Source organism: Paracoccus binzhouensis (assembly GCF_016446475.1).
Lineage (GTDB): Bacteria > Pseudomonadota > Alphaproteobacteria > Rhodobacterales > Rhodobacteraceae > Paracoccus > Paracoccus binzhouensis.
Genome location: NZ_JAEHFP010000018.1, coordinates 1 through 15,928 on the forward strand (window position 1 = coordinate 1; position 15,928 = coordinate 15,928).

At 67.0% G+C, this 15,928-nt stretch carries 12 protein-coding genes and 1 tRNA gene; 11 read left to right on the forward strand and 2 right to left on the reverse strand.

Annotated elements, in window-relative coordinates:
• Window positions 1–799: penicillin acylase family protein (locus I9P22_RS06725; protein WP_199258590.1), on the reverse strand; the 799-nt coding region annotated here is incomplete at its 3' end.
• 128 nt (window positions 800–927) lie between these two features.
• On the opposite strand from I9P22_RS06725, the gene I9P22_RS06730 reads away from it, so the two are divergent.
• From I9P22_RS06730 to I9P22_RS06745, 4 genes are all read left to right on the forward strand, one after another.
• Window positions 928–1,794, forward strand: a complete 867-nt coding sequence (locus I9P22_RS06730) for an NAD(P)-dependent oxidoreductase (RefSeq protein WP_199258591.1) — start codon at window positions 928–930, stop codon at window positions 1,792–1,794.
• 47 nt (window positions 1,795–1,841) lie between these two features.
• A tRNA-Val gene (locus I9P22_RS06735) sits at window positions 1,842–1,917 on the forward strand.
• 347 nt (window positions 1,918–2,264) lie between these two features.
• Window positions 2,265–2,747 carry a hypothetical protein gene (locus tag I9P22_RS06740; protein WP_199258592.1) on the forward strand — a complete coding sequence of 161 codons (483 nt, stop codon included), beginning with the start codon at window positions 2,265–2,267 and terminating at the stop codon, window positions 2,745–2,747.
• A 74-nt stretch (window positions 2,748–2,821) separates the two neighbouring features.
• Window positions 2,822–5,134: a Tex family protein gene (locus tag I9P22_RS06745; RefSeq protein WP_233253256.1), complete on the forward strand. Its 2,313-nt coding sequence runs from the start codon at window positions 2,822–2,824 to the stop codon at window positions 5,132–5,134.
• Between the two features lie 837 nt (window positions 5,135–5,971).
• On the opposite strand, the gene I9P22_RS06755 is transcribed toward I9P22_RS06745, so the two are convergent.
• A complete protein-coding gene (locus tag I9P22_RS06755) occupies window positions 5,972–6,862 on the reverse strand; it encodes a LysR substrate-binding domain-containing protein (protein WP_199258594.1) in 891 nt (296 codons plus the stop codon).
• A gap of 289 nt (window positions 6,863–7,151) precedes the next feature.
• Here I9P22_RS06755 and cycA point away from each other — a divergent pair, with 289 nt between their 5' ends.
• The 7 genes from cycA to gcvP are packed head-to-tail and all read left to right on the forward strand — an operon-like array spanning window position 7,152 to window position 15,820.
• Window positions 7,152–8,600 carry a D-serine/D-alanine/glycine transporter gene (cycA, locus tag I9P22_RS06760; protein WP_199258595.1) on the forward strand — a complete coding sequence of 483 codons (1,449 nt, stop codon included), beginning with the start codon at window positions 7,152–7,154 and terminating at the stop codon, window positions 8,598–8,600.
• A gap of 57 nt (window positions 8,601–8,657) precedes the next feature.
• The gene (locus tag I9P22_RS06765; RefSeq protein ID WP_199258596.1) at window positions 8,658–9,092 is read left to right on the forward strand and encodes a PLP-dependent aminotransferase family protein; all 435 of its coding nucleotides are present in this window, start codon (window positions 8,658–8,660) and stop codon (window positions 9,090–9,092) included.
• Window positions 9,085–10,473 carry a dihydrolipoyl dehydrogenase gene (gene lpdA, locus I9P22_RS06770; protein ID WP_199258597.1) on the forward strand — a complete coding sequence of 463 codons (1,389 nt, stop codon included), beginning with the start codon at window positions 9,085–9,087 and terminating at the stop codon, window positions 10,471–10,473. The genes I9P22_RS06765 and lpdA overlap by 8 nt, the downstream gene beginning before the upstream one ends.
• Before the next feature lie 10 nt (window positions 10,474–10,483).
• Entirely contained in the window at window positions 10,484–11,458 is a 975-nt protein-coding gene (gene lipA, locus I9P22_RS06775; RefSeq protein ID WP_199258598.1) for a lipoyl synthase, read from the forward strand.
• Window positions 11,451–12,590: a glycine cleavage system aminomethyltransferase GcvT gene (gcvT, locus tag I9P22_RS06780; RefSeq protein WP_199258599.1), complete on the forward strand. Its 1,140-nt coding sequence runs from the start codon at window positions 11,451–11,453 to the stop codon at window positions 12,588–12,590. Before lipA ends, gcvT begins: the two co-directional genes overlap by 8 nt.
• Window positions 12,591–12,600: 10 nt before the next feature.
• Complete coding sequence (gene gcvH / locus I9P22_RS06785) at window positions 12,601–12,963, forward strand: glycine cleavage system protein GcvH (protein ID WP_233253257.1); 363 nt, start codon at window positions 12,601–12,603, stop codon at window positions 12,961–12,963.
• Window positions 12,964–12,973: 10 nt separating this feature from the next.
• The gene (gcvP, locus tag I9P22_RS06790) at window positions 12,974–15,820 is read left to right on the forward strand and encodes an aminomethyl-transferring glycine dehydrogenase (RefSeq protein ID WP_199258600.1); all 2,847 of its coding nucleotides are present in this window, start codon (window positions 12,974–12,976) and stop codon (window positions 15,818–15,820) included.
• The last annotated feature ends 108 nt before the right edge of the window (window positions 15,821–15,928 follow it).

Sequence of the window (15,928 nt, forward strand, 5' to 3'; positions counted from 1 at the left end):
CGGCGGCAAAGCCGTTGGCCGAGGCGCCCGCCGCCGGCGCCAGGTAGCCCGCCAGCGTCGCCGTCCAGTCCTGCGGCCCGGCGCCGCGATCCGGCACGGCGAAGCGGGCACCGGGAAACAGCCCCGCATAGGCGGGCAAGGCCGGCTCGCCGCGCATCGCGACCAGGTCCTGCCCGCGCTCGGGGGCGGCCAGCGACAGCCGGGCCCGCAGCACCTCGCGCCGCATCTGCACGCTGGAGGAGGCGGCGAGCAGCTTCAGGATCGCCAGCGAATCCGCTGGCTGCCAATAGGCGATGTCCTCGGGATAAAGGAAGAATTCCGGCGCGCCGCGCCCCCGCGCACCCAGGTTGATCTGCTCGACCCAGGCGTTGACGCCGGCGGCATAGGCTTCCAGCACGTCCAGCACCTCGGGATCCTGGGCCTGCAGCGAGGCGCGGGCATTGCGGTAAAGCCCAAGCCGCCGCGCTAGGTCGTCGGCGGCCAGCGCGCCCGGGCCATAGATCTCGGCCAGCCGGCCCTGCGCGGCGCGGCGCAGCACCGTCATCTGGAACAGCCGGTCCTGGGCATGGGCCAGGCCAAGCGCGAAGAACACGTCGCGGTCGGTCTTGCCGAAGACATGCGGCACGTCCTCGGTGGTGCGCACGATCTCGATCGGGGCCGAGATGCCCTCGACCACATAGCTGCCGTCGTAATCGGGCAGCGAACGGATGGCGAAATACCAGGCCAGCACCACCAGCGCGATGGTCAGAAGGATCAGCCCGACCGTCAGGCGCACAAGCCAGCGGAAAAGTGTCACCATGAAAAGGCGCGGTCCCGAGCTTGGGCGCGAGAGGTTGACCCCCGCGCCGGGTGATGAAATTCATCGGGGTGAATAGGGCAGGGCGCGTGTCGGATCAACGCGCCTTTCACCAGCTTGGGGAGAAAGTGATGGCGCGCGTGGCATTTCTGGGACTTGGGGTGATGGGCTTTCCCATGGCGGGCCATCTGGCCGCGGCCGGGCACGAGGTGACGGTCTGGAACCGCAGCCCCGCCAAGGCCGAAGCCTGGGTTGCCCGGCACAGGGGCCGGCTGGCCGCCACCGCCCGCGAGGCGGCCGAGGGCGCGAAATTCGTCATGGCCTGCGTCGGCAATGACGACGACCTGCGCCAGGTCTGCCTGGGCGAGGCGGGTGCCTTTGCCGGCATGGGCAAGGGCGCCGTCTTCGTCGACCACACCACGGTCTCGGCCGCGGTGACACGCGAGCTGTCGGCCGAGGCGGCCGAGGCCGGTCTCGGCTTCGTGGACGCGCCGGTCTCGGGCGGGCAGGCGGGGGCCGAGAACGGCCAGCTTTCGGTGATGTGCGGCGGCGCGCCGGCCGATTACGACCGCGCCGAGCCGGTGATCGCCGCCTATGCCAAGATCTGCAAGCTGATGGGCCCTTCGGGCGCCGGGCAGCTGACCAAGATGTGCAACCAGATCGCCATTGCCGGGCTGGTGCAGGGCCTGTCGGAATCGCTGCATTTCGCCGAGAAGGCCGGCCTCTCGATCGCGTCGGTGGTCGAGGTCATCAGCCAGGGCGCCGCCGGCAGCTGGCAGATGGCGAACCGCCACCAGACCATGGCCGAGAACCGCTTCGACTTCGGCTTCGCCGTGGACTGGATGCGCAAGGATCTGGGCATCTGCCTGGCGACGGCGGACGAGACCGGCGCCAGCCTGCCGGTGACGGCGCTGGTCGACCAGTTCTACAAGGAGGTTCAGGCCATGGGCGGCGGGCGCTGGGACACCTCCGCGTTGATCGCCCGGCTGCGCCGGTAGCGCGCGGCTTGCCAAACGCCGGCGGCTCGGGCTATCAGCCGGGGCGGGGGCGGTTAGCTCAGTTGGTAGAGCGCTTCGTTTACACCGAAGATGCCGGGGGTTCGAGTCCCTCACCGCCCACCATGCCCCAGGAACCCGGCCGCCTGTCCTTCGCCCCGCTCCCGACCTTCGGAAGCGACGGCGCCGGGCAGCCTGCCGGACAGGGATGGCGCGTGCCGGTCCTGCCATGCGCCCCGCCGGTGTCGAGGGAATCGCCGCGGCCATGCCGGAACAGGTCGCGGCGGCGGTGCCGCAACCTGCGGCTGTTCGTGCCTCCCGTGCTTCCGACCGGATAAAGTATTGATAGATCAAATGGTTGGAAGCGGTTTCCCGGCCGTTTCACCACCTGTCCCAAAGGGCAACTGGCCTTTGACCCGCGGATCGCGTTAATTGCATTCCATTAAATGTTCTCAATTTCGGGTTGGTGAGTGATGCTGGTAAACGGTAAGGTCCTGAATTTTTCCGCGACGAACGTTGCCTGCGAGGCGGGCGAGCTTGGCTTTGCGCATCTGCAGGTCTCGGGAATCGAGACGCGGGGCGTGGACTTCTCGGGTTCTGTCGCGGATTGGTGCGAACTCGGCTTCTCGATCTGCGAAAGCTACCTGATCGAGGCGCAGAACATCTTCATCGAAAACGACCTGGGCGGCTTCCTGTCGATGGCAGAGGCGCAGTTCGACGCCGACCTGTCCGACGAGGTGCTGGCCCATGCCAATGCGCTGCTTCGCGGCGTCGCCTTCCGTCGCCTGGCCGGCGAGTTGCAGGTGGTCGAGACGGTCGAGGGTCAGGCGGACCTGGACTGGCAGGCGGTCGCCAACCTGTGGCGGGCCATGGAAACGACGCAGGGCGACATGCGCATGCCGCGCCTGGATGCGGGGTTCGAGAAGCAATTGCGCGCGGCGATGTGGCTGAGCTGAGCCGCGGGCGCGCATCCGGCGATGCTTGGATCGCCGGCCGGTTTTGGCTATGACGGCGGTCCAGACCTGAAAGGATGCCGCCCGTGGACGCAACCGACCGCATCGCCCGCACCATCGCCGCCGAGATCGCTGCCAGCCCCGCCCAGGTGGCGGCGGCCGCCAGCCTGCTGGACGGGGGCGCCACGGTGCCCTTCGTCGCCCGCTACCGCAAGGAGGTGACGGGCGGGCTGGACGACACCCAGCTGCGCACCCTGTCGGACCGGCTGGCCTATCTGCGCGAGCTCGAGGCGCGCCGGGCCTCGATCCTCGAATCCATCAAGGGGCAGGGCAAGCTGACCGACGAACTGGCCCGCACCATTGCCGGGGCCGCGACCAAGGCCGCGCTGGAGGACATCTACCTGCCCTTCAAGCCCAAGCGTCGCACCAAGGCGATGATCGCGCGGGAAAACGGGCTGGAGCCGCTTTTGCGCGCCATCCAGGACAACCGTGCTGCCGAGCCCGAGGCGCTGGCGGCGGGCTATGTCTCGGAATCGGTGCCGGACGTGAAAGCGGCGCTGGACGGCGCGCGCGACATCCTGGTTGAGGAGCTGTCCGAGAATGCGGCGCTGCTGGGCCGGCTGCGCGAATTCATGCAGGCCGAGGCGATCATCTCGGCCAGGGTGGTGCCGGGCAAGGAGCAGGTCGGCGCCAAGTTCAGCGACTATTTCGACCAGTCCGAGAAATGGGCGGCGATCCCGGCGCATCGGGCGCTGGCGATCCTGCGCGGCGCCAAGGAAGAGGTGCTGACCATCGAGATCGCGCCCGAGCCGGAAACCGGCGCGGCGCGGGCCGAGGGCATCGTCGCCTCGGCCCTGGGCCGGCTGGGCGACGGGCCCGGCGACCACTGGCTGCGCAAGGTCGCGGGCTGGTGCTGGCGGGTGCGGCTGTCGAACACCATGTATATCGACCTGCTGACCGAACTGCGCACCCGCGCCCATGCCGAGGCGATCCGGGTCTTCGCCCGCAACCTCAAGGACCTGCTGCTGGCCTCGCCCGCCGGGCCGCGCCCGACCATCGGGCTGGATCCCGGCATCCGCACCGGCGTCAAGCTGGCCGCCGTGGACGGCACCGGCAAGCTGGCCGAGACGGCGACGCTTTACCCGTTCCCGCCGAAATCCGACCTGCGCGGGGCGGAAGCGGCGCTGTCCGCCGCCATCACCCGCCACAAGATCGAACTGATCGCCATTGGCAACGGCACCGCCAGCCGCGAGACCGAGCGTTTCGTGGCCGAAGTGCTGAAGCGCCTGCCCGAAGGCGTGAAGCAGCCGGTGAAGGTGATCGTCTCCGAGGCCGGCGCCTCGGTCTATTCGGCGTCCGAACTGGCGGCGCGGGAATTCCCGGATCTCGACGTCTCGCTGCGCGGCGCGGTCTCGATCGCCCGGCGGCTGCAGGACCCGCTGGCCGAGCTGGTCAAGGTGCCGCCCGAATCGATCGGCGTCGGGCAATATCAGCATGACGTGGACCAGCGCCAGCTGGCCAGGACGCTGGAAGCCGTGGTCGAGGATGCGGTGAACGCGGTGGGTGTGGACCTGAACACCGCCTCGGCCCCGCTGCTGGCGCATGTGGCCGGACTTGGGCCGTCGCTGGCGCAGAACATCGTGGCCTGGCGCGACGAGAACGGCGCCTTTCCGTCGCGGGCGGCGCTGAAGAAGGTCGGCGGACTTGGCCCGCGCGCCTTCGAGCAATGCGCCGGCTTCCTGCGCATCCGTGACGGCAAGGAGCCGCTGGACGCCTCGGCCGTCCACCCCGAGGCTTACGGCGTCGCCCGCCGCATCGTCGCCGCCTGCGGCCGCGATATCCGCCAGATCATGGGCAATGGCGCGGCGCTGAAGGGCATCCGGGCGGAAGCCTTCGTCGACGAGCATTTCGGCCTGCCCACCATCCGCGACATCCTCTCCGAGCTGGAAAAGCCCGGCCGCGACCCGCGCCCCAGTTTCGTCACCGCAAGCTTCGCCGAGGGGGTCGAGGATATCAGGGATCTGCGCCCCGGCATGGCGCTGGAAGGCACGGTGACCAATGTCGCGGCCTTCGGCGCCTTCGTCGATATCGGCGTGCACCAGGACGGGCTGGTGCATATCAGCCAGCTTGCCGACCGTTTCGTCAAGGATCCGAACGAGGTGGTGAAGGTCGGCGACGTGGTCCGGGTGCGGGTGACCGAGGTGGATGTGGCGCGCAAGCGCATCGGCCTGACCATGCGCAAGGACGGCGCCGCCGCCGCCCGCGAGGCGGAGAAGGAGCGCGGGCCCAGGGCGCAACCGGGACGCGGCCCGAAATCCGCCGCCCCTGCCGGCAAGGAGCAGCCCGGCGCTCTGGGCGCGGCGCTGCTGAACGCGCTGCGCAAGGATTGAGGGGCTGCCCCCGCTGCGCCCGCCATCGGGTATCTGGGCAACGAAGAAGCCGGCGCAGTCAGCGGCTCGGGCCATCCTGCCGCAGTGATTGCGCCGCACGGGCGCCGACGGCCCGGATGTGCAGGGCCGCTTCGACCGATCCGCCGCTGTCCACCGGGCTCGCGGACCTTCGCCCCGACAATCGCCGGCGCCCGGGGGGTGGTCGCCGCCAGCGACCTTTTCCATTGCCTTCCGGGCATAAGGCGAAGGTGGAAGCCGAGGCGGAGAGGCGGGCTGCGACAGCCACGGGCTGTTCGCCGCGACGATTCAGGCGCTTTGCGAGAGGCTGGATTGGGCCGCGCCCTGGGTCACAGATCGGCTGCTGAGATTCTATAAGTGGCTTCTTTCAATGCAAAATATGATGAAGTGGCGGAGAGGGTGGGGCTGCGGTCGAACCTTCTCTGGCTGCAGAGCCTCCGCCCAGGCCATTGAGCAGCAACAACAGCCAGCCCGGCGTTTCGGCCAAGCTCCAAGTCTATTCTACACCGTCAAGTGCGGGATTATCTGCAGGCGTCAGTTCAAAAGACGCGCTGTCAAGGACATCGTCTATCAACAATTCATAGATGGTCGGTAACTCTGAGCGTTGGGCCGTTGGATTGCGGACGATCGTGAGCCGTGCGCGGTCGCGTTTGCCGCTTAACGCGGATCAGGGACTGGCCAATCGTCGGGAGAACAGTCCCCCGGACTGTTTTCTGATCCTCCTCATACATTGCAACCCGCTAAGACCGATGCCCCATCCTGTTCCTCTCGGCCTGCGCCATGGCCGCGACCGTCATATATTGGTTGTGAGGCCTGACTCTAATCGGCGCTGGCCGCGGTCACCCGGAACGGACTGGATTCGGCAAAGCTGCCGGCGATGTAGTCTTCAAGCCGCAGCAATGCCTCCGGTGCCTTTCCCGCGGTGCGGTGCAGGCGCAGGTTCAGTTGCTCAAGCTTCGGCAGGCGGCCTCGTTCGGAAACGACGCGGACACCGTCAGGAATGGTGCTGCTGCCCATGGCGGTGACGCCGATCCCGGCGCGAACAGCGGCTGTAATGCCGTTGTAGCTGGAACTGAGATAGACGATGCGGCACGGTCGCCCGATCCCATCGAGGGCATGCAGCATCTGGTTGCGGTAGATGCAAGGTGGCGGTGCCAGAACCAAGGGCAACGGGTTCTGCTGGTGGGCGGAATGGTCGAGGCTGCCGATCCACACCAGCGGTTCCGTGAAGATCAGACGGCCCTCCTGGACGGCCGATTCCTCGTGAAGCGCGATGACCAGATCGAATTCGCCGGCATGCTGGCGACGCAGGAGATTCCTGCTCAGGTCGCTGGTAACCTCCAGAATCACATTCGGATGTGCCTGGGCGAACTTGCCCAGGAACTCGGGCAGCAGCGATGCCGTATATTCGTGTGGGGCTCCCAGTCGGACGCGCCCCGCGACATCGGGTTGGCGGAGACTGGCCAGCGCTTCGTCATTCAGGGCAAGGATGCGCCGCGCATACTGGGCAAGCGCCTGGCCTTCGGACGTCAGGTTTAGCCTGTGTGCATCCCGTTGAAACAGCGGCACATTCACCAGTTCCTCAAGCCGCTTGATCTGAAGGCTGACGGCCGACGGCGTCCGGCTGACCAACTCGCCTGCCCGAGTAAAGCTGCCGCTTTCGATGGCTTTCACGAAGGTGCGAAGCAGTTCCATCGGAATGTTCTTCATGCCCCACCTATTGTGAGTTTTGTTCAATCTATAATTGAAACAATGAATTTCCCAAAGGTCAACCGGAGACCTATAACGCAAGTGTTCGCACAGGGAGAGCCCATTGGAGGGATGGAGGACCGAGGTGTCCGAGATGCCTGTCCTCACCTGATCTCCCAAGCCTAGCCGAACACCAAGGAGGACGACCAGTTCAGCTAAATGACCGGGCGCGCGCAGCGTCCCGGAACGGATGCGCCTTCAAAGGCCAGCCGATGCAATGGTTCGGGAAGAGAGAGGAGATCAGCCGAAGATGACAATTTCCAAGCAACAACCTGCTGCTTCGCCGGCGCCCGCCGGCATCGAGGAACCGCACCTCGAACGCCAACTTGCCAATCGCCACATCCAGCTTATCGCCATTGGCGGCGCGATTGGCACGGGCCTTTTCATGGGGTCGGGCAAGACGATCTCGCTGGCCGGTCCGTCGGTAATCTTCGTCTACATGATCATTGGTTTCTTCCTTTACTTCGTCATGCGGGCGATGGGCGAGATCCTGCTGTCCAACCTGCATTACAAATCCTTCGCCGACTTTTCGGCTGATCTCGTGGGTCCCTGGGCGGGCTTCTTCGTCGGCTGGACATACTGGTTCTGCTGGATCGTCACCGGGGTCGCGGACATCCTGGCAATCACCGGCTATGTCGGCTTCTGGTGGCCCGATCTGCAGCTTTGGATCCCGGCTCTGGCGGTCATTTTTCTGCTTTTTGCTCTGAACCTGCCTTCGGTGAAGGCTTTCGGCGAACTGGAGTTCTGGTTCGCGATCATCAAGATCATGGCCATTGCCGCGCTGGTTATCGTCGGCGTGCTGATGGTGACGCGCGGCTTCGTCGCGCCTAACGGTGCGACCGCGCAGATCTCGAACCTGTGGAACGATGGCGGCTTCTTCCCGAAGGGTTTCGTGGGCTTCTTCGCAGGGTTCCAGATTGCCGTCTTCGCCTTCGTCGGCATCGAACTCGTCGGCACCACCGCCGCCGAGGCGCGCGATCCCGAGACCACCCTGCCGCGCGCGATCCGCGCCATTCCGATCCGGGTCCTGCTGTTCTATGTCGGCGCGCTGGTTGCCATCATGGCGGTCACGCCCTGGCGCGAGATCTCGCCCGATCAAAGTCCCTTCGTCTCGATGTTCGCGCTGGCCGGCCTTGGCATCGCGGCCTCGGTGGTGAACTTCGTCGTGCTGACCTCGGCGGGCTCATCGGCCAACTCCGGGATCTACTCGACCTCGCGGATGGTCTATGGCCTGGCGCAGGAGGGCGATGCCCCGGCCGTCTTCGGGCGTCTGAGCAGCCGGCACGTGCCGGTAAACGCGCTGCTGCTTTCGTGCATCTTCCTGCTGTCGGCGCTGGTGCTGCTGTTCTCGGGCGAGACGGTCCTGGCCGCATTCACCCTGGTGACCACGATCTCCGCGCTGCTGTTCATGTTCGTCTGGACTATGATCCTGGTCAGCTACATGACCTATCGCCGCCAGCGTCCGGAGTTGCATGAGGCGTCGAAGTTCAAGATGCCCGGCGGCGTGCCGATGTGCTGGGCCGTGCTGGCGTTCTTCAGTTTTATCCTGTGGGCCCTGACCACGCAGCCCGACACCCGGCTCGCCCTGCTCGTCACCCCGCTCTGGTTCGTCGTGCTGGGGATCGCCTGGATGATCGTGCGCCGCCGGCCGCGCCATCTGCGGCAGTACGAGGCCTTCAAGCACGACCTTGCCGAGTGACATCTCGCGGTGGGGACGCGAGCCGTGCGCCCCCACCACCTGCCATTCCCATTCAGGATGAACCGGATGCTCGACACTCATGATGACATTGCCGCCTTTGATCCCGCGCCGTGGACCGCGCTTGAGGACGACCGCCGCCGGCAGGAAGAACAGATTGAACTGGTCGCTTCGGAAAATCATGCCAGCGCGCGGGTCAAGGGCAACGCTGTCGTCGACGCGCCGGAGCGCGCGAACATGACCCGCAACAAGAATGGCGAGCGGAACGATCCCGAAAAGCCGACCGTCACCTCGGGCATCCGCCTGGGCACGGTAGCGGGGCGCAGCCGCGGCTTCGGACTCGAGGAGTTCCGGAAGATCGGCGGGCTGATCGGCGATGTTCTCGATGCCCCGCGCATCAACCCCGTGGGCGATGCCGAGGTGGAAGCCGCCGTCCGCGCCCGCGTTCCGGGCCTCTGCCGCCGCTTCCCGATCTACGGAGGCAAACATGCGTGACTTCGATCTGGTTGTGATCGGCGCCGGCCCCGGCGGCTATGTCGCCGCGATCCGCGCGGCGCAGTTGGGGCTGAAGGTCGCCTGCGTCGAGGAACGCGCGACGCTGGGCGGGACATGCCTGAACATCGGCTGCATTCCATCCAAGGCGTTGCTGTGCTCGTCCGAGCATTGGACCGAACTGAAGCATCTGGGTGCACATGGCATCAGCGCCAGCGAGATCGCCTTCGACCTGTCGGCGATGATGGCCCGCAAGGAGAAGGTGGTGGGCGACCTGACCAAGGGCATCGCGCATCTTTTCAAGAAGAACGGCGTCGAGTGGCTGGCGGGGCGGGGTAGCATCCCCGCTCCGGGCCAGGTGCAGGCGGGCGACGAGCTTGTTGCGGCCCGGACCATCCTGATCGCTACCGGCTCGGACTCGGCCGGCCTGCCGGGCGTGACGGTGGACGAGGAGGTCGTCGTGACTTCGACGGGGGCGCTTTCGCTGCCGCAGGTGCCCGGCCATCTCGTCGTCATCGGCGCCGGGGTGATCGGTCTGGAACTGGGCCAAGTGTGGGCACGGCTGGGCGCCAAGGTGACGGTTGTCGAATACCTCGACCGCCTCCTGCCCGGCGCCGATGCCGAGATCGCCAGGACCGCGCAGCGGCTGCTGCAACGGCAGGGCCTTGCCTTCCAGTTTGGGCGCAAGGTTGAGGCGGTCACCCGCAAGGGTGCCGGGGCGGTTGTAACGCTGGAGCGCCGCGATACCGGTGCCGCCGAAACGCTTCAGGCCGACGCCGTCCTGATCGCCATCGGACGCCGCCCCCGCACCGCGGGACTGGGGCTCGAGGCACTTGGCGTGGCGCTGGATGCGCGCGGCTTCATTGCCGTCGATGGCCAGTTCCGGACCAATGTCCCGGGCATCCTGGCCATTGGCGACGTGGTGCCGGGGCCGATGCTGGCCCACAGGGCCGAGGAAGACGGGATTGCCGCGGTCGAGGCGCTGGCCGGCCAGGCCCATGCCAGACCGGATTACGATCTGGTCCCCGGCGTTGTCTATACTGCCCCCGAAATCGCCAGCCTCGGCGCGACCGAGGAGGCGTTGAAGAAGGCCGGGCGCGACCACGTCGTCGGCCGTTTCCAGTTCATTGCTAACGGCCGGGCGCGCGCCATGGGCGCGACCGACTGGCTGGTCAAGGTCCTGGGTTGCGCCCAGACCGGCCGGATCCTGGGGGCGCATGTCCTGGGCCGGAACGCTGGTGAACTGGTCCAGGAACTGGCGTTGGCCATGTCCGCCGGTGCGACGCTTGCGCAGGTCGCGGCCGCTTCGCATGCCCATCCCGGCATGGCCGAGGCGGTCAAGGAAGCCTGCCTCGCCGCGCTCGGCAAGCCGCTGCATGCCTGAGGAGAGCAAGATGAAGGATTCTGCCGACCGGCCGCGCCATCCCGAAAAGACCCGTCGCGCCGCAAGCCCCACGCCGCGCAAGCCCGACTGGATCCGCGTCTCGCGGGCCCGGAGCCCCGAATATGCCGCGACCCGCCGCATCCTGCGGGACAACGCGCTGGTCACGGTCTGCGAGGAGGCTGCCTGTCCGAACCGGGGCGAATGCTGGTCGCAGCGCCACGCGACCATGATGATCATGGGCGAGACCTGCACGCGGGGCTGTTCCTTCTGCAACGTCGCCACCGGCCGTCCCGACGCGCTGGACGTATTCGAGCCCGGGCGCGTCGCCAAGGTGGTGGCGACGCTGGGGTTGCGCCATGTGGTCGTCACCTCGGTCGACCGCGACGATCTGGACGATGGCGGGGCGGGGCATTTCGCCCAGACCATCCGGGCGGTGCGGCACCGCAACCCTGCCACCACCATCGAGGTCCTGGTGCCCGATTTCCTGCACAAGGGCAGCGCCTGGACCAAGGTGGTGGACGCCGCCCCGGACGTCTTCAACCACAATCTCGAATGCGTGCCCCGGCTTTATCCCTCGGTCCGGCCCGGCGCCCGCTATTATCATTCGCTGCGCCTTCTGGACGACACCAAGCGCCGCGATCCGGGCATGTTCACCAAGTCCGGCCTGATGGTAGGCTTGGGCGAGACGTTCGAGGAACTGCGGCAGGTCATGGACGACATGCGCGCCGCGGGCGTCGATTTCATCACCGTCGGCCAGTACCTGCAGCCCACGCCCCGGCACCATCCGCTGGACTGTTTCGTGCCCCCCGACGAGTTCCGGCGGATCGAGGATATGGCACGCTCCAAGGGCTTTCTTGCCGTATCCGCGACGCCGATGACCCGGTCCTCGTTCCACGCGGGCGACGATTTCGCACGGCTGCAAGCCGCGCGGCGCGCCCTGACTTCAGCCACTCCGACCCTAGCCAAGGAAACCTCGCATGGATGATTCGACGACCCTGAAGAAGACGCCGCTGACGGCCCTGAGCGTCGAGCTTGGCGGCAAGATGGTCGGCTTTGCCGGCTATGAGATGCCGGTTCAATTCCCCGAAGGGGTGTTGAAAGAGCATCTGCACACCCGCAGCAAGGCGGGGCTGTTCGATGTCAGCCACATGGGTCAGGTCATCCTGCGCCCGAGATCCGGCCATGTCGAGGATGCCAGCCTGGCGCTGGAGCGCCTGGTCCCGGTCGACATTCTGGGATTGAAGCCGGGCCGCCAGCGCTATGCGCTGTTCACCGCCGCCGATGGCGGCATCCTCGACGACCTGATGGTGGCCAATCGCGGGGACCACCTGTTCGTCGTGGTCAACGCCGCCTGCAAGAAGCAGGACGTGGCGCATATGCGCGACAATCTGTCGGATGTCTGCGAGGTGGTCGAACTGACAGACCGGGCGCTGGTCGCCCTGCAGGGGCCGGCCGCTGAAAGCGCCCTTGCCGCGCTGGCGCCCGAAGTCGCCGGGATGGTGTTCATGGACGTGCGCGAGGTGCTGATCCTGGGCGTTCCCTGCATCGTCTCGCGCTCGGGTTATTCAGGCGAGGACGGATACGAGGTCTCGGTCCCCGAAGCCAGCGCCGAGGCATTCGTTCGGGCACTGCTTGCCAACCCGGACGTGCATCCCGTGGGCCTGGGCGCACGCGACAGCCTGCGGCTGGAAGCGGGGCTTTGCCTTTACGGCAACGACATCGACACCGGCACCACGCCGGTCGCCGCCGCGCTGGAATGGGCGGTGCAGAAGGTCCGCCGCACCGGCGGCGCCCGCGCCGGCGGCTTTCCCGGTGCCGATGTGATCTTGCCCGAATTCGAGCAGGGCGCATCCCGCCGCCGCGTCGGCATCGCCCCCGAAGGACGCGCGCCGATCCGTGGCGGCATCGATCTCTATGCCGACGAGATCTCGACGGGCCCCGTGGGTCACATCACGTCGGGCGGCTTCGGCCCCACGGCCGAGGCACCTGTCGCGATGGGCTATGTCGCCGCCAGCCTGTCGGATATCGGCACCCGGCTATACGCCGAGCAACGCGGCAGGCGGATGCCCGTCACCATCGCCGCACTTCCTTTCGTCCCCCCCAAATACAAGCGCTAAGGAACTGACCATGCTGAAATTCACCGAAGACCACGAATGGCTGAACATCGTTGACGGCGTGGCCACCGTCGGCATCACCACCCACGCCGTCGAACAATTGGGCGACCTCGTGTTCGTGGACCTTCCCGAGGTCGGCGCCAAGCTTTCCAAGGGCGATCCGGCGGCCACTGTCGAGTCGGTCAAGGCCGCGTCCGACGTCTATTGCCCCCTGGACGGCAAGATCGTCGCGGTCAACGACGCGCTGACGGATGATCCCTCGATCGTGAATGCCGACGCCCTGGGCGCGGGCTGGTTCTTCAAGCTGGAGCTGGCGCGGGTCGAGGATGCGGACGGCCTGATGGAAGAAGACGCCTATCAGGCGCTGGTCGGTTGAGGATAGCGCGATGACCTATTCCGAAACCCCCTATGCGCCCTATGACTTTGCCAACCGGCGCCATATAGGTCCCTCTCCCGCCGAGATGGCCGAGATGCTCGAGGCGGTCGGCGCCTCTAGCCTCGACGCCCTGATCGACGGCATCGTTCCAGCCGACATCCGGCTGGGCGAGCCGCTGGCCTGGGGCAGGGCATTGTCCGAAAAGGACGTGCTGGCGCGGCTGCGCGACGTCGCCAACCGCAACCGGGTGATGACCTCGTTCATCGGCCAAGGCTATCACGGCACGATCACCCCGCCCGCGATCCAGCGCAACATCTTCGAGAACCCCGCCTGGTATACCGCCTATACGCCGTATCAGCCGGAAATCAGCCAGGGCCGGCTCGAGGCCCTGCTGAACTACCAGACGATGATCTCGGACCTCACCGCCCTCGATGTGGCGAACGCCTCGCTTCTGGACGAGGGCAGCGCCGCGGCTGAGGCGATGGCGCTGTGCCAGCGTTCGGCGAAAAGCAAGGCGGGCGCCTTCTTCGTGGACCACCACTGCCATCCGCAGACCATCACCGTGATCCGGACCCGCGCCGAATCGCTGGGTTGGGAGGTGATTGTCGGCGACCCCTTCGTCGATCTCGACCCGGCGGGGGTCTTCGGTGCGCTGTTCCAGTATCCGGGCACCTACGGCCATGTGCATGATTTCACCGGCGTCATCGAAAACCTGCATGCGGCCGGCGCGCTGGCCTGCGTGGCCGCCGATCCGCTGGCGCTGTGCGTCCTGAAGGCGCCGGGCGAGATGGGCGCCGACATCGCCATCGGCTCGACCCAGCGCTTCGGCGTTCCGATGGGATACGGCGGTCCGCACGCCGCCTACATGGCGGTGCGCGATCCGTTGAAGCGCAACATGCCCGGCCGGATCGTCGGCGTCAGCGTCGATGCGCGCGGCAACCGCGCCTATCGCCTGTCGCTGCAGACCCGCGAGCAGCACATCCGCCGCGAGAAGGCCACCTCGAACGTCTGCACCGCCCAGGCGCTGCTGGCGGTCATGGCCAGCATGTATGCGGTCTTCCACGGCCCCGCCGGGCTGAAGGCCATCGCCGAACGCATCCACCGCAAGACGGTGCGCCTGGTGAAGGGTCTGGAGGCTCAGGGCTTCGCGGTCGAGCCGGCCGCCTTCTTCGACACCGTGACCGTCGAGGTGGGTGCCAAGCAGAACGCGATCCTGGATGCGGCGGAGGCTGCGGGCATCAACCTGCGCCGCATCGGCACGACCCGGATCGGCATCGCCTTCGACGAGCGCGCGACCCGCGCCCATACCGAGGCGATCTGGCGTGCCTTCGGGATCGACCGCAAGGACGACGACCTGGCGCATGAATACCGCTTCCCGGCAGAGCTGGTGCGAAGCTCGGACTATCTGACCCATCCGATCTTCCACATGAACCGGGCCGAGGCCGAGATGACCCGCTACATGCGCCGCCTGGCTGATCGCGACCTGGCGCTGGACCGGGCGATGATCCCGCTCGGATCCTGCACCATGAAGCTGAACGCCACGGCCGAACTCATGGCTCTGAGCTGGCCGGAATTCGCGGACGTGCATCCCCTGGTGCCGGAAAGGCAGGTGCAGGGCTATGCCGAGATGCTGACCGACCTGTCCGCCAAGCTGTGCCAGATCACCGGCTACGACGCTTTCTCGATGCAGCCGAACAGCGGCGCGCAGGGCGAATATGCGGGCCTGCTGGCCATCCAGAGCTATCACCGCGCCCGCGGTGAAGGCCACCGGGACGTCTGCCTGATCCCGACCTCTGCCCATGGCACCAACCCGGCCTCGGCGCAGATGGCGGGGATGAAGGTGGTGATTGTCGAAGTGGCGCCGAACGGCGACATCGACATCGCCGATTTCCGCGCCAAGGCCGAGAAGCATTCCGCCAACCTTGCGGCCTGCATGATCACCTATCCCTCGACCCATGGCGTCTTCGAGACGACGGTGCGCGAGATCTGCGAGATCACCCACGGGCACGGCGGCCAGGTCTATTTGGACGGGGCCAACATGAACGCCATGGTCGGGCTGTCCCGTCCCGGCGACATCGGATCGGATGTCAGCCACCTGAACCTGCACAAGACCTTTGCCATCCCGCATGGCGGCGGCGGGCCGGGCATGGGGCCGATCGGGGTCAAGGCGCATCTGGCGCCGCACCTGCCCGGCAATCCGCTGGAACTGGCGGGCGGCGCGGTGTCCTCGGCGCGCTATGGTTCGGCCTCGGTCCTGCTGATCAGTTGGGCCTACTGCCTGCTGATGGGCGGCGAGGGGCTGACGCAGGCGACCAAGGTGGCGATCCTGAACGCCAACTACATCGCCAGCCGGCTGAAGGCGGCCTATCCGATCCTCTATTCGGCGAACGGGCGGGTGGCGCATGAATGCATCCTCGACACGCGCGTGATGAAGGACCGCGCGGGCGTGACGGTGGACGACGTGGCCAAGCGGCTGGTCGATTGCGGCTTCCATGCGCCCACGATGAGTTGGCCGGTGGCTGGCACGCTGATGGTGGAGCCCACGGAAAGCGAGCCGAAGGCCGAACTTGACCGCTTCGTCACCGCCATGCTGGGGATCGCCGCCGAGGTGGAGGCGATCGTTGCGGGCAGGCTCGATGCCGAGGACAACCCGCTCAAGCGCGCGCCCCACACCATCGAGGATCTGGTCGGCGAGTGGAACCGCCCCTACAGCCGCGAGGAAGCTTGCTTCCCCCCGGGGGCCTTCCGCGTCGACAAGTTCTGGTCGCCGGTGAACCGCGTCGACAACGTCTATGGCGACCGGCACCTGGTCTGTTCCTGCCCGCCGCTGGAAAGCTACGCGCAGGCGGCCGAGTGACGCCGACGGCATAACCCGGAGGCCGGCCCCGGCGCCGTCCTCTGATCAGCTTCTTCGGCCATTTGCGCCATTTGCTTGACACCGGGGCCACGGAAGGCGCGGCCGAAC